24 protein-coding genes are annotated in these 23,004 nt (G+C 70.2%); 17 read left to right on the top strand and 7 right to left on the bottom strand.

The genetic code is table 11. The features are described 5' to 3' along the window. Positions 1-89: 89 nt before the first annotated feature. From ACFC1I_RS11765 to ACFC1I_RS11735, 7 genes are all read left to right on the top strand, one after another. Positions 90-854, top strand: coding sequence for a FadR/GntR family transcriptional regulator (locus ACFC1I_RS11765; RefSeq protein WP_376009251.1), 765 nt, complete (start codon positions 90-92; stop codon positions 852-854). Between the two features lie 187 nt (positions 855-1,041). Next, positions 1,042-2,400 (top strand): ABC transporter substrate-binding protein, encoded by a 1,359-nt coding sequence (locus ACFC1I_RS11760; protein WP_376009249.1) that lies wholly within the window; start codon positions 1,042-1,044, stop codon positions 2,398-2,400. A 71-nt stretch (positions 2,401-2,471) separates the two neighbouring features. Next, positions 2,472-3,389, top strand: coding sequence for a carbohydrate ABC transporter permease (locus ACFC1I_RS11755; protein ID WP_376009246.1), 918 nt, complete (start codon positions 2,472-2,474; stop codon positions 3,387-3,389). Beyond that, complete coding sequence (locus ACFC1I_RS11750; RefSeq protein WP_376009244.1) at positions 3,386-4,336, top strand: carbohydrate ABC transporter permease; 951 nt, start codon at positions 3,386-3,388, stop codon at positions 4,334-4,336. Before ACFC1I_RS11755 ends, ACFC1I_RS11750 begins: the two co-directional genes overlap by 4 nt. Further along, positions 4,333-7,320 carry a glycoside hydrolase family 2 TIM barrel-domain containing protein gene (locus ACFC1I_RS11745; protein ID WP_376009241.1) on the top strand — a complete coding sequence of 996 codons (2,988 nt, stop codon included), beginning with the start codon at positions 4,333-4,335 and terminating at the stop codon, positions 7,318-7,320. Before ACFC1I_RS11750 ends, ACFC1I_RS11745 begins: the two co-directional genes overlap by 4 nt. 105 nt (positions 7,321-7,425) lie before the next feature. Then, entirely contained in the window at positions 7,426-7,902 is a 477-nt protein-coding gene (locus ACFC1I_RS11740) for a DNA alkylation repair protein (RefSeq protein WP_376009238.1), read from the top strand. Positions 7,903-7,934: 32 nt separating this feature from the next. Then, positions 7,935-8,162: a DUF1653 domain-containing protein gene (locus ACFC1I_RS11735; RefSeq protein ID WP_376009235.1), complete on the top strand. Its 228-nt coding sequence runs from the start codon at positions 7,935-7,937 to the stop codon at positions 8,160-8,162. Positions 8,163-8,189: 27 nt separating this feature from the next. On the opposite strand, the gene ACFC1I_RS11730 is transcribed toward ACFC1I_RS11735, so the two are convergent. Beyond that, on the bottom strand, positions 8,190-8,870 hold the full coding sequence (locus ACFC1I_RS11730) for a DUF2461 domain-containing protein (RefSeq protein WP_376009232.1): 681 nt from the start codon (positions 8,868-8,870) through the stop codon (positions 8,190-8,192). A gap of 88 nt (positions 8,871-8,958) precedes the next feature. On the opposite strand from ACFC1I_RS11730, the gene ACFC1I_RS11725 reads away from it, so the two are divergent. From ACFC1I_RS11725 to ACFC1I_RS11710, 4 genes are all read left to right on the top strand, one after another. Then, positions 8,959-9,498: a VOC family protein gene (locus ACFC1I_RS11725; protein ID WP_376009229.1), complete on the top strand. Its 540-nt coding sequence runs from the start codon at positions 8,959-8,961 to the stop codon at positions 9,496-9,498. 61 nt (positions 9,499-9,559) lie between these two features. Next, positions 9,560-10,270: a lysophospholipid acyltransferase family protein gene (locus tag ACFC1I_RS11720; protein WP_376009226.1), complete on the top strand. Its 711-nt coding sequence runs from the start codon at positions 9,560-9,562 to the stop codon at positions 10,268-10,270. A 142-nt stretch (positions 10,271-10,412) separates the two neighbouring features. Next, positions 10,413-11,327, top strand: a complete 915-nt coding sequence (locus tag ACFC1I_RS11715) for a lysostaphin resistance A-like protein (protein ID WP_376009223.1) — start codon at positions 10,413-10,415, stop codon at positions 11,325-11,327. Between the two features lie 105 nt (positions 11,328-11,432). Continuing rightward, the gene (locus ACFC1I_RS11710; RefSeq protein ID WP_376009220.1) at positions 11,433-12,419 is read left to right on the top strand and encodes an arsenic resistance protein; all 987 of its coding nucleotides are present in this window, start codon (positions 11,433-11,435) and stop codon (positions 12,417-12,419) included. A gap of 24 nt (positions 12,420-12,443) precedes the next feature. Here ACFC1I_RS11710 and ACFC1I_RS11705 read toward each other — a convergent pair whose 3' ends face one another. Together ACFC1I_RS11705 and ACFC1I_RS11700 are read right to left on the bottom strand one after the other, a co-directional pair. After that, positions 12,444-12,890, bottom strand: coding sequence for a pyridoxamine 5'-phosphate oxidase family protein (locus ACFC1I_RS11705; RefSeq protein WP_376009217.1), 447 nt, complete (start codon positions 12,888-12,890; stop codon positions 12,444-12,446). 175 nt (positions 12,891-13,065) lie between these two features. Beyond that, positions 13,066-13,656: a TetR/AcrR family transcriptional regulator gene (locus ACFC1I_RS11700; RefSeq protein WP_376009214.1), complete on the bottom strand. Its 591-nt coding sequence runs from the start codon at positions 13,654-13,656 to the stop codon at positions 13,066-13,068. Between the two features lie 79 nt (positions 13,657-13,735). Between ACFC1I_RS11700 and ACFC1I_RS11695 the strand changes: the two genes are divergently transcribed. Then, the gene (locus ACFC1I_RS11695; RefSeq protein WP_376009212.1) at positions 13,736-14,929 is read left to right on the top strand and encodes an MFS transporter; all 1,194 of its coding nucleotides are present in this window, start codon (positions 13,736-13,738) and stop codon (positions 14,927-14,929) included. A 4-nt stretch (positions 14,930-14,933) separates the two neighbouring features. Here the strand turns inward: ACFC1I_RS11695 and ACFC1I_RS11690 are convergent, their stop codons facing one another. Continuing rightward, complete coding sequence (locus ACFC1I_RS11690) at positions 14,934-15,689, bottom strand: MBL fold metallo-hydrolase (RefSeq protein ID WP_376009209.1); 756 nt, start codon at positions 15,687-15,689, stop codon at positions 14,934-14,936. A gap of 85 nt (positions 15,690-15,774) precedes the next feature. On the opposite strand from ACFC1I_RS11690, the gene ACFC1I_RS11685 reads away from it, so the two are divergent. The 5 genes from ACFC1I_RS11685 to ACFC1I_RS11665 all read left to right on the top strand — a co-directional run bounded on the left by ACFC1I_RS11685 (position 15,775) and on the right by ACFC1I_RS11665 (position 19,680). Next, positions 15,775-16,122 carry a UBP-type zinc finger domain-containing protein gene (locus ACFC1I_RS11685; protein WP_376009206.1) on the top strand — a complete coding sequence of 116 codons (348 nt, stop codon included), beginning with the start codon at positions 15,775-15,777 and terminating at the stop codon, positions 16,120-16,122. Between the two features lie 9 nt (positions 16,123-16,131). Next, positions 16,132-17,784, top strand: coding sequence for an FAD-dependent oxidoreductase (locus tag ACFC1I_RS11680; protein WP_376009203.1), 1,653 nt, complete (start codon positions 16,132-16,134; stop codon positions 17,782-17,784). Between the two features lie 124 nt (positions 17,785-17,908). Then, a complete protein-coding gene (locus ACFC1I_RS11675) occupies positions 17,909-18,889 on the top strand; it encodes an aldo/keto reductase (RefSeq protein WP_376009201.1) in 981 nt (326 codons plus the stop codon). Positions 18,890-18,901: 12 nt separating this feature from the next. Continuing rightward, positions 18,902-19,309 (top strand): cupin domain-containing protein, encoded by a 408-nt coding sequence (locus ACFC1I_RS11670; RefSeq protein WP_376009199.1) that lies wholly within the window; start codon positions 18,902-18,904, stop codon positions 19,307-19,309. After that, on the top strand, positions 19,306-19,680 hold the full coding sequence (locus ACFC1I_RS11665; RefSeq protein ID WP_376009196.1) for a DUF2255 family protein: 375 nt from the start codon (positions 19,306-19,308) through the stop codon (positions 19,678-19,680). Before ACFC1I_RS11670 ends, ACFC1I_RS11665 begins: the two co-directional genes overlap by 4 nt. A 51-nt stretch (positions 19,681-19,731) precedes the next feature. On the opposite strand, the gene ACFC1I_RS11660 is transcribed toward ACFC1I_RS11665, so the two are convergent. From ACFC1I_RS11660 to ACFC1I_RS11650, 3 genes are all read right to left on the bottom strand, one after another. Next, positions 19,732-20,628, bottom strand: a complete 897-nt coding sequence (locus ACFC1I_RS11660; RefSeq protein ID WP_376009193.1) for a helix-turn-helix transcriptional regulator — start codon at positions 20,626-20,628, stop codon at positions 19,732-19,734. 375 nt (positions 20,629-21,003) lie between these two features. Further along, positions 21,004-22,059 carry a DNA polymerase IV gene (locus tag ACFC1I_RS11655; RefSeq protein WP_376009373.1) on the bottom strand — a complete coding sequence of 352 codons (1,056 nt, stop codon included), beginning with the start codon at positions 22,057-22,059 and terminating at the stop codon, positions 21,004-21,006. A 278-nt stretch (positions 22,060-22,337) separates the two neighbouring features. Next, positions 22,338-22,910, bottom strand: coding sequence for a TetR/AcrR family transcriptional regulator (locus tag ACFC1I_RS11650; RefSeq protein WP_376009191.1), 573 nt, complete (start codon positions 22,908-22,910; stop codon positions 22,338-22,340). Positions 22,911-23,004 lie beyond the last annotated feature (94 nt).

Here is a 23,004-nt window from a genome sequence, read left to right as displayed (position 1 = left end):
TCGGTGGCGCACCGATCCGCATGTGTTTCGGACTGAATGGAACTATAACGTATGCTTTTTAAACCGTCTTCGACTGGTAAAGTGCCGACATGACGCTGAAGCACGATGGGGCGCCGCTCGTCTCGCTGGCAGGACTGCACACGCGCGCCCTCGACCAGCTCGGCCTCGCGATTTGCGGCGGCGAGCTCGCGCCGGGATCGAGCCTCACTCTCGAAGAGATCGAGGAGCGGTGCGGCATCTCGCGGTCGGTGGCGCGCGAGACCGTGCGTGTGCTGGAGGCGATGCGTCTGGTGGCATCACGGCGCCGGATCGGCGTGGTAGTGCTGCCGGAGTCCGAGTGGAACCTGTACGACTCGCAGGTCATCCGGTGGCGCCTGGATTCGCCCGACCGGGCGGAGCAGCTGGCGTCCATGGTCGAGCTGCGTGCGGCGATCGAGCCGGAGGCCGCGCGACTGGCGGCCACGCGCGCCACGGCCGACGAAGTGAGTGAGCTCATCGCTCTCTCCGGCCAGCTGTGGGCCGCCGGTGAACAGGGCGACGACGAGCGCTTCCTCGAGCTCGACGTGCAGTTCCACGCCAGCATCCTCCGGCTGTCGGGGAACGCGATGATCGCACGGCTGGACGGGCTCATCGGCCAGATGCTTGTGAGCCGTACCGAGCACGGCCTCGTTCCCGACCGTCCGGCGGGCGTCGCCCTGCAGCTGCACGTCGACGTCGCGAGCGCGATCCAGCGGCGGGATGCGGACGCCGCGTACGAGATCATGCGGTCGATCCTCGTGGGCGCCCTGGATGAGATCGACATCCTCTCGGTGGCCGCCGAGCGCGATGTTCACCTCGACGGAGTCGGGCGCTAAAAGCATACGTTTCACGTATTCGGTGTGATAACGTACTTTCACGCCGCCGCCGTCGTGAGTGTCGACATCGACTGAGTCGTCTGTTCTGGACCGGAGCCTCAAGGCTGACGGACGCGGTTCACCCCAACGCCGGGGCCCATGACCGCCTTCGGCGTGCGTGGACGCCGGATCCAAGAGGAGGACAGAAATGACCACAGTGCAACGTCGCCGCAGGGTCGTGGCCGGCGCCATCGTCGCCGCGGCCGCCGTCATGCTCAGCGCGTGCTCGACGCCGTCGGCGTCGAACAGCGCGGGATCGGCCGAGACGATCACCCAGGACCAGATCGACGAGGCGATGAGCACGCCGACGACGATCGACTTCTGGTCGTGGGTTCCCGACATCCAGAACCAGATCGACCTGTTCGAGGCGAAGTACCCCGACATCACGGTCAAGCTCTCGAACCAGGGCGGTGCAACCGCGCAGTACCAGAAGCTCCGCGCCGCGGTGAAGTCGGGCGACGTTCCCGACGTCGTGCAGATCGAGTACTCGTTCCTGCCGTCGTTCACCATCACCGACAGCCTCGAGGACCTCGCGCCCTACGGCGCCGGCGACCTCTCGGACCAGTTCGTCGAAAGCGCGTGGGGCATGGTCGCGACCGGCGACTCGGTCTGGGGCCTTCCGCAGGACCTGGGGCCGACCGGGCAGCTGTACCGCACCGACATCTTCGAGGCCGCCGGCGTCGAGGTTCCCACCACGTGGGACGAGTACGCGGAGGCTGCGGCCGCCATCAAGGAGAAGACGGGCTCGTACATCTCCGACCTGCCGGGCAACAGCTTCTCGCCGATCCTCGCCCTGCTGTGGCAGGCCGGCGCGCGCCCGTTCGGCTACGACGGCGACAAGACGGTGACGATCGACCTCGACTCCGACGAGGTCACCGAGGTGATCGGCTACTGGAACGACCTGATCCAGGCTGACCTCGTCGACACCGCGCCGCAGTTGGACGACAACTGGTACCAGAGCATCGCGAGCGGCAAGTACGCCAGCTGGCTCGCCGCCGCGTGGGGCCCGGTGTTCCTGCAGGGCACCGCCGCCGACACGAGCGGCCTGTGGCAGGCCACCGAGATGCCGCAGTGGGACGCGTCCGAGCCCGCCTCGGGCAACCAGGGCGGCTCGGCCGTCACGGTGACGGCCGATTCCGACGCGAAGATCGCCGCCGCCGAGTTCGTCAAGTTCCTCACGACCGACACCGAGTCCACCGAGACCCTCGCCACAGAGCAGTTCATCTTCCCCTCGCGCCTCGAGACGCTGGACTCGCCCGCGGTGCGCGACCAGGAGCTGGAGTTCTACGGCGGCCAGAAGGTGAACGCGGTCTTCGCCGACATCGCGCAGACCGTCGCCAGCGACTGGGAGTGGCTGCCGTACAACGACTACGCCAGCAGCAGCTTCAAGGAGACGCTGGGCGCCGCCATCACCGAGAAGACCGACCTGTTCGACGCTCTGGAGGAGTGGAAGAGCGAACTCGTCAGCTACGGCGAGTCCCAGGGATTCACGGTCGTCACCAAGTAATCCGCGTGGGGCGGGAGCGGCAGCTCCCGCCCCACCCCGGACCCTCTCCCGAATTCAGAAAGGTCCCGCCGATGAGCACCACGGCTCTCGGACGCAAGCGCTGGAGCGACAAGCACCGCAGGAACACCGCGGCCTACCTCTTCATCGCCCCGTTCATGATCCTGTTCGCGACGATGCTGTTGATGCCGCTGCTGTACGCGGGCTATCTGAGCCTCTTCAAGGCGCAGCTCGTCGGCGGCGACACCTTCGTCTGGCTCGACAACTACGCCCGGGCGCTCGGCGACGAGCGGTTCCTCGTCAGCGTGCTGCGCATGTGCCTGTTCCTGATCATCCAGGTGCCGATCATGCTCGGGCTCGCCCTGTTCTTCGCACTAGCGCTGGACAGCATGCGCGTACGCGGCGGCAAGCTCGCCCGGCTCGCCATCTTCGTGCCGTACGCCGTTCCTGGTGTGGTGGCCACCCTGATGTGGGGCTACCTGTACGGCGACAACTTCGGTCCGATCGCGCAGTTCATGCGCGCGATCGGGCTCGGCTCGCCCCAGCTGCTGTCGTCCGAGAACATCCTCGGCTCGATCATCAACATCGTCACCTGGCAGTTCGTCGGCTACAACATGGTGATCATGTACGCGGCGATGCGCGCCATCCCGACGGAGCAGTACGAGGCGGCCCGCATCGACGGCGCCGGTCAGGTCCGCATCGCGTGGAGCATCAAGATCCCCGCGATCCGCAACTCGATCATCCTCTGCACGATCTTCTCCGTCATCGGGGCGTTCCAGCTGTTCAGCGAGCCGAAGCTGCTGTACGAAATCGCCCCGAACGCGATCGGGTCGTCGTTCTCGCCGAACCTGTACGCCTACAACCTCGCCTTCACCAACCAGGACATGAACTACGCCGCGGCCATCGCGTTCCTGCTCGGGTTCATCATCATGATCGTCTCGTACGTGTTCCAGCTCTCGGCGGCGCGGCGGGAGAAGGGAGCGCGCTCGTGACCGCCACCACCGAGACCCGCGTCACCGATACCCGCGCCACCCGCGCGATCGTCACCCGGGGCGCCCCGCGCCGTCGTCGTCGTCCGGCGAACCTCGTTCCCGGCGAGAAGCGCAGCAGCATCCTCACCGTCGTGCTCTGGATCGCGGCGGGCTACTTCCTGCTGCCGCTGTTCTGGCTCGTCGTCGCCTCGACGAAGGACAACTCGGCGCTGTTCTCCAGCTTCGGGCTGTGGTTCGCCGACGAGAACCACTTCATCGACAACCTCGTCACGCTGTTCACCACGCGCGACGGCGTCTTCGCGCAGTGGATCGGCAACACGGTGCTCTACGCGATCGTGGCGGGGCTCGGTTCGGCACTGCTGTCGGCCGCCGCAGGATACGCGTTCGCCAAGTACGACTTCCCGGCCAAGAAGTTCCTGTTCGCCGTCGTGCTCGGCGCCATCATGATCCCGACCACCGCGCTGGCCATCCCCACCTACCTGCTGTTCGCGGGGGCGGGACTGACGAACACCGTGTGGGCGATCATCCTGCCCTCGCTGGTGAGCCCGTTCGGGGTCTACCTGATGCGCGTCTACGCCGAGGAGTCCATCCCCGACACCCTGCTCGAGGCCGCGCGCCTGGACGGGGCCGGCGAGTTCCGTATCTTCTGGCAGATCGCGCTGCGGATCATGACCCCGGGCATCGTGACCGTGCTGCTGTTCGCGATCGTGCACACCTGGAACAACTACTTCCTGCCGCTCATCATGCTGACCGACCCCGACCTGTTCCCGCTCACGCTGGGACTCGCACAGCTGCAGGCGGCCAGCGAGGCCGGCGGCGGGGCATCCGCGCAGTTCTCCACCGTCATCACGGGCTCGCTCGTCTCGATCGTGCCGCTCGTGGTCGTGTTCCTGTACCTGCAGAAGTACTGGACGTCGGGGCTTACGACCGGAGGGGTCAAGGAGTGAACAACCTCAGCGCCATGAACGACCGGGTCGCGTGCGACCTCGCCGCCGTCGACCGCGAGCGGGGGATCACCCACGCTCCCGTGCCGATGGACCGGCCGATGGCCTACTGGGAGGAGCTGCATCCGTCGCGCAACGTGCTGCCGCCGCGGGCGCATGCGCGAACGGATGCCCCGGAGCTGAGCCTGGACGGCGCGTGGGCGTTCCGGTACTCGCCGGCCGGCGACGCACCGGTGGACTTCCTGGGCGACGGCCCCGAGGGGCGGTCCGCGGCCGAAGGCTGGACCACGCTGGCGGTGCCGGCGCACTGGCAGCTGAACGGCTTCGGCGCCCCGATCTACACGAACCGCGTCTACCCGTTCGCCGTCGACCCGCCGTACGTGCCGCAGGACAACCCGACCGGCGACTACCGGCGCACCTTCACGGCGCCGGCGGACTGGGACGTCGAGCGCGTGCTGCTGCGCTTCGAGGGCATCGACTCCCTCGGCACCATCTGGCTCAACGGCGAGGAGGTGGGCGTCGTCGCCGGCAGCCGGCTGCGCAGCGAGTTCGACGTCACGGCGCTCCTCCGCCGCGATCGCGAGAACGTGCTCGCCGTCCGGGTGCACCAGTGGTCGAGCGGCAGCTACCTCGAGGACCAGGACATGTGGTGGCTGTCGGGCATCTTCCGCAGCGTCACGCTCCTCGGGCGTCCAAAGGGGGCGGTCGACGACCACTTCGTGCACGCCGACTACGACGCGGCGAGCGGTCACGGCATCTTCTCGGTGGATGCTGCGGTCACCGGCGGCGCGTCGGCGCGCGTCCGCGTGCCCGAGCTCGGCATCGACATCGCGGCGGGCGAGACCGTGCGCGTTCCCGTCGAGCCCTGGTCGGCGGAGGTGCCGCGGCTGTACTCCGGCGAGCTGGTGGCACCCGGCGAGACGATCTCGCTGCGCATCGGATTCCGTCGCGTGGAGGTCGCCGACGGCGAGCTGCGCGTCAACGGCAGCCCGATCCTGCTGCGCGGCACCAACCGGCACGACTTCGATCCCGATACCGGCCGCGTCATCTCGGAGGCGCGCATGCGTGCCGACATCGTCATGATGAAGCAGTTCAACGTGAACGCCGTTCGCACGAGCCACTACCCGCCGTCCGCGCGCTTCCTCGAGCTGTGCGACGAGCTGGGCCTGTGGGTCATGGACGAGTGCGATCTCGAGACGCACGGCTTCTTCCCCGTGGACTGGTTCCACAAGCTCCCCGGCAACCCGGCCGAGGACCCGCGCTGGGAGGGTGCGCTCGTCGACCGGATGCAGCGCCTCGTCGAACGCGACAAGAACAGCCCCAGCATCATCATGTGGTCGCTGGGCAACGAGTGCGGCACGGGGCAGAACCTCGGTGCGATGGCCCGCTGGGCCAAGCTGCGCGACCCGTCGCGGCTGCTGCACTACGAACGCGACTGGTCCTGCCAGTACGTCGACGTCTACAGCCGGATGTACTCGACCCACCGCGAGCTCGACCTGATCGGGCAACGCCAGGAGGCGCCCTTCCCCGACGCCGATCTCGACGCGCGCCGCCGGAACCTGCCGTTCCTGCTGTGCGAGTACGTGCACTCGATGGGCAACGGCCCCGGCGGCCTTGCGGAGTACCAGGAGCTCTTCGAGCGGTACCCGCGGCTGGCCGGCGGGTTCACGTGGGAGTGGTTCGACCACGGTCTGCGCGCGCACACGGCGGAGGGCGAGGAGTACTTCGCTTACGGTGGCGACTTCGGCGAAGAGCGCCACGACGGCAACTTCATCGCCGACGGGATCGTCTTCCCCGACGGCACGCCCAGCCCCGCGCTGCACGAGCTGAAGAAGGTGTTCCAGCCGGTCGCGTTCTCGTTCGCGAACGGGCGGGTCACCGTGCGCAACGGGCACGACCACCGCGACCTCTCGCACCTCGCGTTCTCGTGGGAGCTGCAGGCGGACGGCGTCCGCGTCGGGGGCGGCGACCTCGCGGTCGGCGACGTCGCCGCGGGCGCATCCGTCGTGGTCGGGATCCCCGCGCAGAGCGATGCCGCCGGCGAGCAGGTGCTGACCGTGCGCGCGGTGCTTGTGGCCGACACGGACTGGGCCGAGGCGGGGCACGAGGTCGCCTGGGGGCAGCAGGTGACCGCTGCCGCAGCATCCGTCCCGCTCGCCGCCGGAGCGACGCCGCAGCGCGAGGACGACGAGATCGTCCTCGGCGGTGCGCGATTCGACGCGCGCACCGGACGCCTGCGCGCGCTGGGCGGCATCGGGGTCGAGGGTCCGGCCTTCGACACCTGGCGAGCCGTCATCGACAACGACCGGGACTTCTCGTGGGAGCCGCGCGAGGGCCGCTGGCGTCAGATCGGGCTCGACCACCCGCGCCACACCGTGCACGCCGTGGACGTGGGGGCAGACGCCCTCGCCGTGCATGGACGACTCGGCTTCACCGGCACCGACCTCGGCTACGCGACCACGCTGCGCTGGACGGCGACCGATGGCGCGGTCTCGCTCGAGATCGAGGCCGCGCCGATCGGCGACTGGGACGTGCCGCTGCCGAGATTCGGCATGCGCATGGCCCTGCCAGAGGTGTTCGACGACGTGCAGTGGTACGGGCCTGGACCGGGCGAGGCGTACCAGGACAGCCGGCAGGCGGCACGCCTGGGGCGCTGGCGGCGCACGGTCGACGAGCTGCAGACCCCGTACCTGATGCCGCAGGAGAACGGCAACCGCATCGACGCGCGGTGGCTGTCGCTCAGCGACGGCGACCGCACGCTCCGCATCGACGCGCACCCCACGGTGGACTTCACGGTGCGACGGTGGCGGACCGAGGACCTCGATGCCGCGCAGCATCCCTACGACCTGCGCCCGTCCGGCCGGCTCTGGCTCAACCTCGACGCCGGGCAGAGCGGTCTGGGCTCCGGCTCGTGCGGTCCCGGCCCACTGCCCGCGCAGCGGCTGCTGCCGGCGACGTTCCGCTACGCGGTGACGTTTCGCTTCTGAGCTGTGGGGACAACCGTCGCGCGTCGAGTCCTCCGTGATGGTCGCTGTCGGACGCGGCTCCTGTCTCTCCACCCTGACCCCGGTCATCGGGGCGAGGATGGTGAGGTGGAATCACCCGCCGCCGCATTCATCGACCGCACGCTGCGGGCCGAGGCGTCGGAGTGGCGAACCTGGGCGGACGGCGATGCATCGGTCGGCGGCCTGGGGGTCTACGGCGCCTCGGTCGGCGCGATACGCGGCACCGTCCGCGACGCGCTCCGCCGACACCGCGGACTCCAGCATGACGACATCACCGCACTCGCTTCGGAGCTGTGGGCGGTGCCTGTCTTCGAGCGCCGCCTGGCGGCGATCGTCCTCCTGCAGAGCCAGGTCGGCGCGCTCGGCGGCAACGACCTCACTCGCATCGAGGGGTTCCTCCGTGACGCCCGCATTCCAGATCTCATCCAGCCGCTCACGCTCGATGTGGCGCGACCGTTGCTCGCCCGCCTGACGGGCGCTGAAGCCGATCGCGCCCGGCGCATCGTGGCCCGCTGGGCCTCGGCGGATGCCGATGGCCTCCGTGCGGCCGCTGCGCTCCTCTGACGAGCGCGTTCGAGTTCCCGTACGATCGCGGAGTGCCGTCACCCACACCCGCCGCGGTCGAGCCCGGCATCTACCAGCACTTCAAAGGCGCCCGCTATGAAGTGATCGGCACGGGGCGGCACAGCGAGACCGAGGAGCACCTCGTCTTCTACCGCAAGCTGTACGACGACTACAGCTTCTGGGTGCGTCCTCTCGACATGTTCCTCGAGTCCGTCAGCCGCGACGGTTACGAAGGCCCGCGGTTCGTCCGCATCGCCTGACGACCGCGCAGGATCCCAGGCCGACCGTCACATCCGGTCGCTGCCACCGCGCCGGGACGACTGCGCGCTCTCGAGCAGCTCGGAGCCGAGCGTCTCGGTCAGCCACGAGCACCAGGTCGAGACCGTGCGCCAGTCGTCGGCAATGATGTCGTACGCATCGGGCGTCCACATCCAATCGGCGGGAGGCTCCCGTCTGCCGACCGCGAGCCTCTTGAGCTGCAGCAGAGGGAGGCGCGGGTGGTCGGTGCGGTAGCCGCGAGGCGCGGTCTTGAGGGCATCGTCGCGGAGGAGCTCGAAGCCGGCGACGCGCAGCTCCGCGAGGAGCGCGTCGAGGTCCTCAGCGGTACGCGGGTCATCGACGGCTTCACGGAACCGGGCCAGCGCCGCGGGCGGCACGTCGTAGACGCCGCCGCCCACCATCAGGCCGTCCTCGCTCAGCTGCACATAGTGCGCCACTCGCGCCTGCGTGACCATGCCGAGGTGCAGCTTGTAGGGCGTCTTGTCGGCGCTGAAGCGGACGTCGCGATACGGGCGGAAGATCTTCACCGCTCCGAACTCGGGCTCGAGCTCCGCGCCCAGCGCCTCGAAGGGCCCGCGGACGGCTGTGTCGTAGCGCGCCTTGTTGGTCGTCCACCATGCCTTCGTGTTGTCGGCGCGAAGCTCGGCATAGAACGACACGGCGTCGCGATCAAGTCCTTCGAATCCCACCCACCGATCGTAGCGACGGTCTCTCGCGCGGGCGAAGACGCCCCAATGCGGACAGCATGGGACCGGATCACCCCCTACCCTCCAAAGCATGAACAGGTCGAATGCGGCAGAGCCCGCGGGCAGGAACACCGTCAACGGCTTCATCATCACGGATGATGCCGCCCAGCTCATCGACTTCCTGGTCGATGTCTTCGACGCCGCAGAGGATCCAGCGGGAAGAGCTGAGGACTACGTGGCAGGCGACGGCTCGTTGATCCATTCTGAGATCATCATCGGCAATTCGGTCGTCATGGTCGCCGACCGCAAGGCAGATTGGCCGTTCACGCCTGCGTTCACCCAGGTGTACGTGTCCGATCCGTCCGACGTGCTCGCGCGCGCGACTGCGCGCGGCGCGCACATCGTGACGGATGTGTCGCCGTTCTACGGCGGGTATGACATCGCGCGCTTCCTCGATCCGTGGCGCAACCTGTGGTGGTTGTTCGCCCCGAGGCCGGAGGGTGCGGATAGTCCGGACGCAGAGGACGCCGAAGCCGACGAATCATGGGAGAACGCCGACCCGAGCCCGGTGTACACGACGCTCCTGGACGCCATGCGCTCGCTCCGCGACCCGCGCCGCGGCTCCGAGTGAGCCTCGACCCGCACGGCGGGAGGGAGCGGACCGACCATCTGACGGCGGATAGGGTGGCGAGGTGAGTGCGCCAGCCCCATCGAGCCCCAGCCCTGCACCGCGGCCCGGCGCCATCTACTTCCTCGGGCGGGTGGTCCTGCGTCCGTTGTTCTGGCTGATGTACCGGCCGCGCATCGTCGGTCGAGCCAACGTGCCAGAGCGTGGGCCGGTGCTGCTGGCGAGCAACCACCTCGCGTCGCTCGACACGGTCATCATTCCGACGTCTGCGGCCCGCCCCGTGCAGTTCCTCATCAAGTCGTCGTACTTCACCGGCTCCGGAGTTCTCGGTCGCCTCAAGCGCTGGTTCTTCACTTCGATCGGGGGTGTTCCGGTGTACCGCGCGACCGGCCCCGATGCACGCGCTGCGCTCGACGCGGGCAGCAGCATCCTCCGCGCCGGGAGCGTGTTCGCGGTGTTCCCCGAGGGAACCCGGTCACGCGACGGAAAGCTGCACGAGGGCCACGGCGGCGCGGCGTGGATGGCGCGCGACACAGGTGCCGCCGTCGTACCCGTCGGCCTGATCGGAACCGGCAGCGTGAAACCGCTGAGCCATTTTCTGCCAGGGATGCCGCGCCTCGAGGTGCGCTTCGGCGAACCGCTCGAGCTCACCGATCTGGAGGGCGTGCCCGACGGCAAGGCGCGTCGCGAGATCACCGAACGCATGATGGCCGCCATCGCACGCCTGAGCGGACAGGAGCGCTCCGGCAGCGTGAACGCGAGCTCGCGCGACTGAGCGACGAGGCCGGGCGAGAGAGCTGAGGCGTTCGTCGACCCATAGAGTGGGTGCGTCAGATGCTCTCCTCGCCGAGCCCCGTGAGGTCCGTATGTCGATCCGTCAGTCCCCGTTCGCCCAGGCAGGCACGACAGGAAGGCGGGTGACGCGGGGGTGGCTCGCGTACCTGATCGCCCTGGGCGTCCTGCTCGTCGTCCAGATCGGCACGATCTCCGCGCTGGCGATCGCCTTCCCTGTCCCGGCGGGATCGCCCATGGCGCAGGTGCAGGAGGCGATCGGCGACGTCGTGGCGATCCTGGTGATCGTGCTGTGGGTGGCGCTGTTCGAGCGCCGGTCCCTGGCGACACTGGGACTGCACAAACCCGGGCGTGGGATCGTGAACCTGCTCGTTGGTGTCGCGGCGGGACTTGGCCTGGTCTCGGTGCCCGTGCTGTTCCTGCTGCTCACCGGCGCCTACGTCGTCGTCGACACCCCGACAGGCACCACCAGCGGCTTCTCCGCGCTGCCGATGGTGGTCGCGATGCTGGCGCTGGTGATCGTGCAGGGCGGAGGCGAGGAGATCCTGTTCCGTGGCTTCCTGCTGCAGAACCAGGTCAACAAGGTCCCGGCGTGGCTTGCGGTGCTGCTGCCGGCGTTCGTGTTCACGGTGGTGCACCAGGTGCTCTCCAAGCCGCTGCCGTTCATCACGATCTTCGCCTACGCGGTCTTCGCGTCGCTGATCGTGCTGCGCAACAACTCGCTGTGGGGGATCATGGGTCTCCACGCGGGGTGGAACTGGGCGATGGGGTACCTCTACGGCATCCAGGTGAGCGGTCTTCCCAACAAGACCGAGACGATCATCAACCTCGCCCCCGCCGACGACGCCCCCGACTGGGTCACTGGCGGCGCGTTCGGCACCGAGGGCAGTCTCGCCGCCGCCGTCACCATCGTGCTCGCAGCCGGCATCGCGTTCCTCGCGTTCCGTCGGCGGGCCAAGACCTGGCCCGATACCGCCGCCGGCGCGGTCGCACCGTCGACCTCGGAGAAGGCCCCCGAGATCGCGCCCGCAGCGGACTGAACGAAGCGGCCCCCTGCGCGGCGGGCGTGCCGCCGCGGCGAGGTGCCGCGCTCACCGACCGGCGTCGATTTGGGTCACCGCATACCGACCGGTGATGCTGAGAGCGTGCGGAGTGCGGTCGAGTGGGCGGAGCGTCATCAGGTCGCGCTGTACCTCGGCGCGATCGCCGCCGGGGTATCGGTCGGCCTCCTGGTGCCCGGGCTCGCCCACGCGCTCGAGCTCGCGATCGCGCCGGTCCTGGGCCTGCTGCTCTACGCGACCTTCCTCGGTGTGCCGTTCACCAAGCTCGGCGCGGCGTTCCGTGACGGCCGCTTCCTCGTCACCGTGCTCGTCCTCAACTTCGTCCTCGTGCCGGCGCTGGTGTTCGGGTTGAGCCGGTTCGTCGCCGCGGACCAGGCGCTGCTGGTCGGAGTGCTGTTCGTCCTGCTCACCCCGTGCGTGGACTACGTCATCGTCTTCACCGGACTCGCCGGCGGAGCCAGAGAGCGGCTCCTCGCGGCAACGCCGCTGCTGATGGTGCTTCAGATCCTGCTGCTCCCGCTCTACCTGACGGTGATGGCGGGCGCTGAGGTGCTCGCCGTGTTCGATATCGGCCCGTTCGTCGAGGCGTTCCTGCTCTTGATCGTGCTGCCGCTGGCCGCCGCAGCCCTGACGCAGCTCGCCGCACGACGCTTTGCAGTCGCCCGCTGGCTCGAACAGGTGTTTCTGGCGGCGATGGTGCCGCTCATGATGCTCACGCTCGCCGTGGTCGTCGGCTCGCAGGTCGCCGCGGTCGCCGGCTCGCTCGGCCCGCTGCTCGCGGTCGTGCCGATCTTCATCGCATTCGTGATCGTCGTCGCCCCGCTCGGCGCAGCGACCGCGCGGTCGGCGCGCCTCGATACGGCGGGGCGGCGGGCGGTGACCTTCAGCGGCACGACCCGCAACTCGCTCGTCGTGCTGCCCCTGGCCCTCGCCCTGCCGCCCGCATTCGCCCTCACCCCGCTCGTGATCGTCACGCAGACGCTGGTCGAGCTCGTCGCGATGGTGGTCATGGTGGCGGTCGTGCCCCGCACGATCCGCGCCGCCCGACGGCCCGCGCCGTCGGAGGGCTGAGACCCGGCCCGTGCGTGGCGCCGCCTACGCGCCGTCCTTGGTCGACGCCCGGTAGCGTTCGGGTTCGGGCGTGCGCGCGAACCACCGGCCCGTGATCTGCGTCGGCACAATGCGCACCCAGCGGTACTTGAGCGTGGGGATCCACGGGCTGAGCGCGAGCGCATCGGCCTCGTCGATCTCGCGCTGCACCTCGAGGCGCTCGGCCACGCCCTTGACGATCACGCTCGAGGCGAAGGTGTCGTCGTACTCGTCCACCTCGAACGCGACGCGCGGATGCTCCGTGAGTTCCGCGAGCTTCGAACCCGGCGCGGTGCGGAACAGCACGCGCGGCCCGTCGATCACGTAGTTCACCGGGAAGATGTCGGGGTCGCCGTGCGCATCGAGGGCGAGGTGGCCCAGCTCGCCGCGCGCGAGCAGGTTCCAGCATTGCTCTTCGCTGAGAGCTACGACCGCATCATTCGTCTCTTCCATGACGCCATCTCCATCGATACCCGTCCGCCGCTGCGCGACCCCCCTGCGCACACCATAGTTCCGTCGCGGGGAAAAAGGGACCGGGTGTGCGTGCGCCGCGACGCCGGATCCACATCTCCGACGACACCCCGCCAAGTGAAGCTCGCCGGCGGCGTCTCCCCGCGCGACACCGCGGTCACGCGCGAGGGACCCGCCGAGCTCCGACGCCGTTGCGTGCCGGCTCGAACCGGTCCACGATCGCCTGCACCACTGCGGCCACGTAGTCGCGGCTCAGCGGTTCGGCCTCCCAGGCCTGATGCATCGGGAACGCCTCGACGAGAGCGTCGAGGGCGCGCGCCGTCGGCTCGGTGAAGTGCAGGCCGAGGCTCGCACGGCTGACGAGCAGCCAATCGCGGCAGAGGTCGTGGACCTTCGCGTTGTAGTTGCCGAACGAGTACATCTCGAACAGCGCCCGCACCTCGTCGGGCGTCGCATACGAGCCGCAAATCAGGTCGACCACGGCCGCGCAGGCCGCCTCGAGCGACGTCGCGCCCTCGAGGCTCGCCCGGTACTGCTCCGCCATGCGGCCGGCAAGCGACGCGAACGCCTGCTCGAGGATGTCGTCGAGGCCGTCGAAGTAGTAGGTCAGTGAGCCGAGCGGAACACTGGCGCGGGCGGCGATGATCCGGTGGGTGGTCTGGTGCACCCCGCGCTCACCGATCACCTCGAGCGCCGCGGCGATGATCCGCTCCCGCCGGTCCGGGTCGTTGGCTCCTCGTCCGACCATGCGTCGCCTCCCGTCCGAATCGGTTGTGTACGATAGTACAGTTCGCTTGTGTACGTTCGTACATATTTAAAGGATGCCGATGCCCACCTCTCTTCGCGCGCGCCGTCTCGCCCTCGCCACGCTCTTCTTCGTCCCCGGCGTCGGAATCGCCTCCTGGGTGACTCGCACACCCGACATCCGCGATCTGCTCGGAGCATCGACGGCCGAGATGGGCCTCGTGCTGTTCGGTCTGTCGCTCGGCTCGATGATCGGCATCCTCTCGTCGGGTGCACTGGTCGCCCGCCTCGGTGCGCGCCCGGTGATCGCGGCGGGAGCCGCGGGAATCGTGCTGAGCATGCCGCTCATCGGCATCGGTGCCGCCACGGGTTCGCCCTTCGCGGTCGCGGCCGGCCTCTTCCTCTTCGGCGCCGGCATGGGCGGCGGCGAAGTGGCGATGAACGTGGAGGGCGCCGACATCGAGCGCGTCACGGATCGCTCCTTCCTGCCGACATTGCACGGATGCTTCAGCCTGGGCACCGTCGTGGGCGCCGTGGCGGGCATCGTGGCCACGGCCGCGGGGTTCCCGGTGGTCTGGCATCTCGTGATCATCGGAGCGGTGGCACTGGTGGCCGTCGTGCTCTCGGTGCCGGCGCTGCCGCCGCACACCGGTCGTGCCTACGGCGCCGAGACGACCACGGTGCGCGAGGATCGCCGCGCGCTGTGGAAGGACTCCCGCCTCCTCCTCATCGGCGTGATCATCCTGGCGATGGCGCTCGCCGAGGGCACCGCGAACGATTGGCTGCCGCTGGTCATGGTCGACGGTCACGGGTTCGATCCCGCGCTCGGCTCGACGATCTACGCGGTCTTCGCGGCGGCCATGACGATCGGCCGCTTCGCCGGTGGCTGGTTCATCGAGCGCTTCGGCCGCCCCGCGGTGCTCTGCGCCAGCGGCGTCTTCGCCGCCGTCGGACTGGCGCTCGTGATCTTCGTCGACAGCCAGGTCGTCGCGGCTGCTGCGGTGCTGCTGTGGGGCCTCGGCGCCTCGCTCGGCTTCCCCGTCGCGATCAGCGCGGCCGGCGACTCGGGCCCGGACTCGGCGGCGCGCGTGTCGCTGGTGGCGACGGCCGGCTACGTCGCGTTCCTCGTCGGGCCGCCCGCGCTCGGCTTCGTCGGCGAGGAGCACGGTCTGCGCGCCGCGCTTCTCATCCCGCTCGTCTTCGTCGTGATCGCCGCGATGATCGCCCCGATGATCGGCGGCCGGCGTCGGGCGCCCGTGCTGGTCGACGAGGCCTGACGGCTCAGGCGCGGGCGACCATCGCCCTGAGGCGTTCGTACTCCGCCGGCATCCCGGGGTTCGCGAGGCGCGGGTCGCTCGGCGTCCGCCCGGCGACGACGTCGGCGAGGTAGCGGCGGTCGGCGTCCAGGCGCGAGACCGCGTTCGAGCCGGGCAGGCCGTGGCCCGGGATGACGATCGCTGCGCACTCGACATAAGGCTCGAGCAGGTCGAGCGCCGCCAGGTACGCAGGCAGGTCGTCGGGGTCGAAGGGAAGCGGAAGCTCGACGTCGCTCAGCATGTCACCGGCGATCAGCACCCGCTGTTCTGGCAGCCACAGCGCGGTGTGGCCGGGCGCGTGGCCGTCGTGCACCACGAGTTCGGGCGCGAACCCCGCGGGAGTCGATGCGCGCGGGAGCGCAGCATCCGTCCCCTCCACACGGCCCATGAGGTCGACCAGTGCCGTCGGGAAGTCCGCGCCGAGTGCGGCGACGAGGGCAGCCCGCTCGTCGCGGGCGAGGGTCGCGGTCGCCGGCGACGCCCAGCGCGGTGCGGTGCCGAAGCGCGGGTGCCACAGCAGGTGGTCGTGGTGGGCGTGGGTCGCGAAGCCGCCGATGACGCGGAGCCCGCGTGCGTCGAGCGCGTCGGCGAGGGCGTCGAGCTCGTCGGGCAGCCATGCCGGATCGATCAGCAGCGCTTCGCCGCCACCGTGCAGCACGGTCGACGTCGTCGACATCACGCGGCTCGTGGCGACGAGCACTCCGTCGGCGACCTCGATCATCGCGGCCACTCTAACAACCGGCCACGGTGTCGCCCGGGGGCGTTAGCATCGCACCGACGGAACGCGTGCGACGAGAGGCAGGCGCATGAGCCTGAGCGAGATCGACCCCACCGTGCCGCCCTCGGGCGAGGGCTGCGCCGACTGCGACGACGCCGGCGGGTGGTGGGTGCACCTGCGGCGCTGCGCCGTGTGCGGCGACGTGCGCTGCTGCGACACGTCGCCGGCGCAGCACGCGACGGCGCACTTCCGCACGACGGGCCACCGCTACGTCCGCAGCTTCGAGCCGGGCGAGGAGTGGTTCTGGGACTACATCGCCGAGGACTACGTCGACGGTCCGCGCCTCTCGCCGCCCGAGGCGCGCCCCGACACGCAGCCGTCGCCGGGGCCGGAAGGCCGTGTTCCGGCCGACTGGCGCGAACTGATCCACCGCTAGGAGAGTGCGATGGGCAACGCGAAGATGACGCAGCGCGAGTTCGAGCGCATGATGAAGCCCGCCCTCACCGACGCGCAGTGGGAGCGGCTGCTGTCGTTCGGCGAGCCGCACGACGTCGCCGCGGGCGAGTTCCTGTTCGAGGCCGGCGACCTCGACTACGACCTGATCCTCGTCGACACCGGCGAGGTCGAGATCGTCCGCGTCGCCTTCGGCTGGGTCGGCGAGACCCACGTCGGCACGATGGGGCCGCGCAGCTTCGTCGGCGAGCTCGGCCTCCTCAACGGGCAGGGCGCGTTCCTGTCGGCGCGGGCGACGAAGGCGGGGCGGATGCTGCGGGTCAGCCGATCGCGCCTCAGGCTGCTGATGGCCGAAGACGACGAGCTGTGCGACATCATCCTGCACGCGCTGTGGGCGCGGCGCGAGATCCTCCGCACCGGGCCGGCCGCGCTCACCCTCAAGCTCGTCGGACCCCGCTCGTCGCGCGACTTCCTGGCGCTCCGGCGCTTCGCCGAGCGCGTCGACCTCGTGCACACCGCGATCGAGCTCGAACCCGGAGACCTCTGGACGCTCGGAGACCACGGCATCGGCCTCGACGACCTGCCCGTCGCGTTCATCCAGGGCGAGGCCATGAAGAACGCGACGCCGGGCATGGTCGCCGAACGTCTCGGGCTCAGCTACCAGGGCCGCGCCGACGAGGTGGTCGACCTCGTCGTGGTGGGCGGTGGACCCGCGGGGCTCGCCGCCGCCATCTACGGCGCTTCCGAGGGGCTCAGTACGGTGCTGTTGGATGCCGTGGCCCCGGGTGGGCAGGCCGCGGCCACGTCGCGCATCGAGAACTTCCTGGGCTTCCCGTTCGGCGTGAGCGGCGGTGACCTCATCGGCCAGGCGTCGCTACAGGCGCTCAAGTTCGGGGTACGCGTGTATGCGCCGTGCGAGGCGGCGGATCTCCGCCCGGCCGGACGCGACCTCGACGTCACGCTCACCGACGGCCGCGTCATCCGTGCCCGCACCGCGATCGTGACCTCAGGAGCGGCGTACCGCACGCTCGACCTCGACCGGTGGAACGAGTTCGAGGGTGCGGGCATCTACTACGCGGCGACCCCGCTCGAGCTGCGGCAGGTGTTCGAATCGCCGGTGGTGGTCGTCGGCGGTGCCAACTCCGCAGGGCAGGCGTCGCTGTACCTCGCCGCGAACGGATGCCCCGTGCACCTCGTCGTGCGCGGCGCCGACCTCGGCAGCCGTATGTCGTCGTACCTCGTCGACCGGCTGCTCGAAGACCCGCGCATCGATGTGCACACCCAGTCCCGCGTGACGGGGCTCGGCGGCGGATCGGCGCTCGAGCGCGTGAGCATCGACTCGATCGGCGACGTCGCCGCTCGAGGGCTGTTCTGCTTCATCGGCGCCGAGCCCGCGACCTCGTGGCTCGCCGAGCTCGATCGCGACGCCGACGGGTTCCTCCGCACCGGCACCGACGTGTCGGTGCAGTCGCTCGAGCGCTGGCAGGAGATGGGCCGCGAGCCGCTGCCGTTCGAGACCTCGGTGCCCCGCATCTTCGCCGCGGGCGACGTGCGCCGCGGCTCGATGAAGCGCGTCGCCGCCGCGGTCGGCGAGGGCTCCAGCGCCGTCGCGTCGGTGCACCGCGCGCTCGCCGACATCCGCTGACGCGCGCTCCGCTGGCGCAAGGGGTTCTCGCGGTACCTGTCACACCGGGGTCTCCCGCGCGCATGCTGACAGGAGTGGGATGAAGGATGCTGCGGGCGAACGCTCTGCGGCACGAGGAGGAATCATGCACACCAGGCAGCTCGGACAGGGCCTCGAGGTCTCCGCGATCGGCATCGGCGCCATGGGCATGTCGATGAGCTACGGCCCCAACCCCGGCGACCGCGACGACATGATCGGCGTGCTCCGCTACGCCGTCGACCAGGGCGTCACGTTCATCGACACCGCCGAGGTCTACGGGCCGTATGAGAACGAGGAACTCGTCGGCGAGGCGATCGCCCCGATCCGTGACCGTGTGAGGGTCGCGACGAAGTTCGGCTGGAACATCGTCGACGGCAAGATGCAGGGCACCGACTCGCGCCCCGAGCAGATCCGGCGGGTCGCCCACGCGTCGCTGAAGCGCCTCGGCGTCGACGCGATCGACCTGTTCTACCAGCACCGCGTCGACCCGAACGTGCCGATCGAAGACGTCGCCGGTGCCGTCGGTGAGCTCGTCGCGGCGGGCAAGGTCAAGCACTTCGGGCTCTCCGAGGCGGGAGCGGCGACCATCCGTCGCGCGCACGCGGTCTTCCCGGTGACGGCCGTGCAGAGCGAGTACTCGCTGTGGACCCGCGACCCCGAGGCCGAGGTGCTGCCGACATGCGCGGAGCTCGGAATCGGGTTCGTGCCCTTCAGCCCGCTGGGCAAGGGGTTCCTCACGGGCACCGTCACGGCCGATGCGACGTTCGGCGCCGGCGAGATCCGCGGCCGCGTCCCCCGGTTCCAGCCCGACAACCTCCGCGCGAACCAGGCGGTCGTCGACGGCGTGCGCGAGGTCGCTGCGTCACGCGGGGCGACCCCCGGCCAGGTGGCTCTCGCATGGCTGCTGTCGAGGCATCCGTCCATCGTTCCGATCCCGGGAACGCGCCGACGTGAGCGCGTCGACGAGAACGCCGGCTCGACCGCCGTGGCGCTGTCGGCCGACGACATCGCGGCCCTCGACGCGCTCGCCGCGGTCGTGGCCGGTAACCGCTACGACGACGCCGGCATGGCGATGGTCGGACTCTGAGAGGAGCGCACGATGAGCACGAGCAAACAGCCGCAGGCTGCCACCGTCAAGGGACCCGCCGAGTGGTTCACCGGCGACGTCTACTTCAACGCCTACTACCGCGGCGAGGTACCCTCGCGCACGCGCCTGAACCTGGTGCGGTTCACGCCCGGCGCCCACACGGCGTGGCATCGGCACGCGGTGGGACAGACGCTCCACGTGACCGAGGGTGTCGGGTGGGTGCAGTCGCGCGGCGAGGACCCGATCGAGCTGCGCCCCGGCGACACCGTGTACACGCCGGCGGGGGAGTGGCACTGGCACGGCGCCGCGGTGGACCAGTTCATGTGCCACCTCGCGATGTGGGAGGCGCCGGCGCCCGACGCCGACGAGCCCGAGACCGAGTGGGGCGACAAGCTCACGGACGGCGAGTACCCGTCATGACGGACTGGGATGCTGCGGACCTGCGCCGCATCGGAGCCGCCGCCGAACTGCGCGTCACATCGCGCCGGCCCGACGGCTCGCTGCGCCCGGCCGTGACCATCTGGCACGCGGCAGTCGGCGACGCGCTCTACATCCGGTCGGCGCACGGCCCCGAGAACGGCTGGTTCCGTCGCGCCGTGCGCTCGGGCGTGGGGCGGGTGACGGCCGGCGGCGTCTCGAAGGACGTGACGCTCGGGCTCGCCGACGCGGCGGTGGCGCCGGAGGTCGACGCCGCCTTGCACGCGAAGTACGACCGCTACGGCCCGGGGCCCGTCGGCGCGATCACAGGCCCCGACGCCGCGTCCACCACGCTCCTCGTCCTACCCGTCTAGCTGCGCCCGCCCCGCTCGCTGCGCGCGCCCCGCTCGCTGCGCGCGCTGGCCTCAGCGGGCGGCGGCAGCTGTCGCGGATGCGTCGATGGCCTCGAACTCGGTGGCCTGGGTGGCAGCCCACGACGCCAGGAGCTTGAGGGCGTCGGCCGACGTCGAGTTCGCCGGGGCGGTGTACACGTTGAGCACGAGGCCGGGCTCGCTGGGAAGGTCCATCGACTCGTAGTTCAGCTCGAGATCGCCGACCACCGGGTGGTGCAGGCGCTTGAGGCCGCTGCGGTGGAACTTCACGTCGCGCGACGCCCAGCGCTCGCGGAACAGCTCGCTCTGCGTCGACAGCTCGCCGACGAGCCGGATGAGCTCGGGGTCATGCGGGTTGCGCCCCGCCTCCATCCGCAGCATCGCGGCGGAGTCGTGAGTGATCTGGTCGAAGTCGCGCCAGAACTCGCGGGCCGCGGGGTTGAGGTACGCGAACCGCGTGGTATTCACCGGCCGGCGCGGGTCGTCGAAGACGGGGGAGTACAGCGCCCGGGCCAGCAAATTAGCCGCGAGGATGTCGTGGCGTCCGTTGCGCACCCACGCCGGTGCCTCGGTGAACGCGTCCAGCACCTGCTGCACCGCGGGGCGCACCGTCGCCGACGGGCGGCGGGCGGGCTTGCGACCCGGGCCGGCGGCACGTGCGAGGTCGAACAGGTACTCGCGCTCGGCCTCGTCGAGCTGCAGCGTGCGGGCGACGGCGTCGAGCACGCCCTCCGACGCGCCGGCGAGATTGCCGCGCTCGAGGCGCACGTAGTAGTCGACCGAGACACCGGCCAGCATCGCGACCTCTTCGCGGCGGAGCCCGGCGACGCGGCGGTTGCCGCCGTACGCCGGCAGTCCCGCCTGTTCGGGGGTGAGCCGGGCGCGGCGGGAGCTCAGGAACTCCTTGACCTCGGCGCGGATGTCAGCCATACCCCCACGCTACGTCGCGGGATGCCCCGCTGACAGGCTCTGCGAGTGCCCGTCAGCCCCGCCCGGCGACCGTTTGCAGGACGGCCGCCGCGTCAGCGGGATGGAGGCCGCGGATTCGCGCGGGATCGCCGGGCAACGGGCGCGCCGGTCCTGAGAACGGTCGCGCGGAGGTGAGGTGACGCATTGCCCTGCGTGCCATCAGCCCCCGGCCCCGGCGACCGTTTGCAGGACGGTCCCTGCGTGCGCGGGGTTGGTTCCGCAGAACGGCGGGCGGCCGCGCGCGGGCCGACCGGCTCGGTCCTGAGAACGGTCGCGCGCGCAGGTGAGGCGACGAGGCCGCTGCGCGTGCCCGTCAGCGCCGGACGACCGACGCCGTCACCAGCCGCCGCGGGTCGGAGTGTGGCCCTCGCGGGCGTCGTCCGGCATAGCCATCTCAGCCCGCACGCCGAGGAGGCGGATCGGCCGGCCGGGCTCGATCTTGGCGACGAGCTCCATCGTGCGCGCCAGCACGACCTCGCGGTCCGACGTCGACGGGATCTTCTTCGTGAACGTCTTCGTCAGGAACGGCGCGTAGCGCACCTTCAGCCCGAGCCCGACGACCGGCCTATCGTCGGCGGCGACCTCGTCGAGCACCTCGCCCAGCAGCCGGCGCGCGGCATCCTCGATCTCGGCGGGTTCCACGATGTCGACCTGGAACGTCGTCTCCTTGCTGTGCCCGCGCGCGACCCACGGCGTGTCGTCGACGACGTTCGACCCGTCGCCGCGGCCCAGCTGGCGGTACCAGAGGCCCATCTTCGGCCCGAACTCCCGGGTCAGGGCGTCCGGGTCGGCGACGGCGAGCTGCGACACCGTCTCGATCCCCAGCAGCGCGAGCCGTTTCGAGATTTTCGATCCGACGCCCCACAGCGCGATCGTGGGGCGGTGCCCCATGACGTCGAGCCAGTTGTCGGCGGTGAGATGGAAGGTTCCGCGGGGCTTGCCGAAGTCGGTGGCGTTCTTCGCCCGCACCAGGTTGTCGCCGATCCCGACGCTGCAGTGCAGGCGGGTGCGGGCGAGCACGTCCTGCTGCAGCCTGCGGGCGTACCCTTCCGGATCGTCGGTGTCGACGCCGACGAACGCCTCGTCCCAGCCGAGCACCTGCACCACGGCTCCCGGCTGGGCGCGCAGCGTCGCCATGACCTCCTCGGATGCCGCGAGGTAGAGCGGTGCGTCGACAGGCAGGATCACGGCATCCGGAATCTTCCGCGCGGCGATGCGCAGCGGCATCCCTGAACCGACTCCGAACTCGCGCGCCTCGTACGACGCCGTCGACACGACTGCGCGCTCGGTGGGATCGCCGCGGCCGCCCACGATGACGGGCTTGCCCGCGAGCTCGGGGTTGCGCAGGATCTCGACGGCGGCGATGAACTGGTCGAGGTCGACGTGCAGCACCCATCGCCGGGACGCGGGCGCGGCGATGTCGCTCACGATCTCGCCCCTCGCGATCGGCGCATGACACGAGACTAGGCGTCGCCGCCGACACCGTGCACTGTCGGCGGAGACCGGAGGGACGGATGCTGCGGGCCGCAGCATCCGTCTCGTCCGATTCTTGGCTCCGGTGTTTGCGGGGTTTGGGGCGCATCGCGAGCGTTCGGGGCGCACGCGACGCGCCCCGAACGTGCGCCGCGCGCCCCAAACCCGCGAGGTAGAGCAGGGACGACGCCGCAGGGTCAGTCCAGCGTCGCGATGAGGCGCTCGGCGGCGGCGCGGGCGGTCGCCGTGCCCGTCGCCGCGGACGCGATGTCGCTCAGGAAGACGTTGTGGAGGGCGATGCCCACGACGCCGTATGCGACGGAGGCGCAGGACTCGGCGTCGGCGTCGGGGTGCTCGGCGGCCAGCAGGGCGCCGAGCGCGCCGTGCGTGCCCTGATACGCCGACACGAGGAGGCCCGCGAGCACAGGATCGGTGCGGGCGGCCTCGACGAAGCCGAGGACGACGGCGTTCTCGTTGCCGGGCGCGGCGAATTCGGCGCCGAAGAGGAAAGCCAGGGCGCCGGCGACGTCAGCTGTTCCGGCGGGGAGGATGGACTCGCCCTCCGCGCCCTCGTAGTAGAACCGCCGTGCGCTCTCGCGCAGGAGCTCCTCGCGGTTGCCGACGAAGTGCCGCACGTGGCCACGCGACATGCCCGCCTCTTCCGCGATGCGCTCGAGGCTCGCGCCGGTGATGCCGTGCGCGGCGATCGTGCGGATCGTCGCGTCGACGATCTGCTTGGTCCGCTCCTCGGCGACGGACGGTCGGGCCATCGGTTCCTCCCTCTCGCACCCTAACGGTACGTTCACTGTCAGTTTATTGTCTAGTCAGACTTGACTAAAAACGTGTGAGTGCCTACCGTTGCAT

It is taken from the genome of Microbacterium sp. NPDC056044, from assembly GCF_042267145.1.
GTDB lineage: Bacteria > Actinomycetota > Actinomycetes > Actinomycetales > Microbacteriaceae > Microbacterium.
Note: the sequence above shows the minus strand (reverse complement) of the source record. Positions and strands in the feature narration are given on the sequence as shown.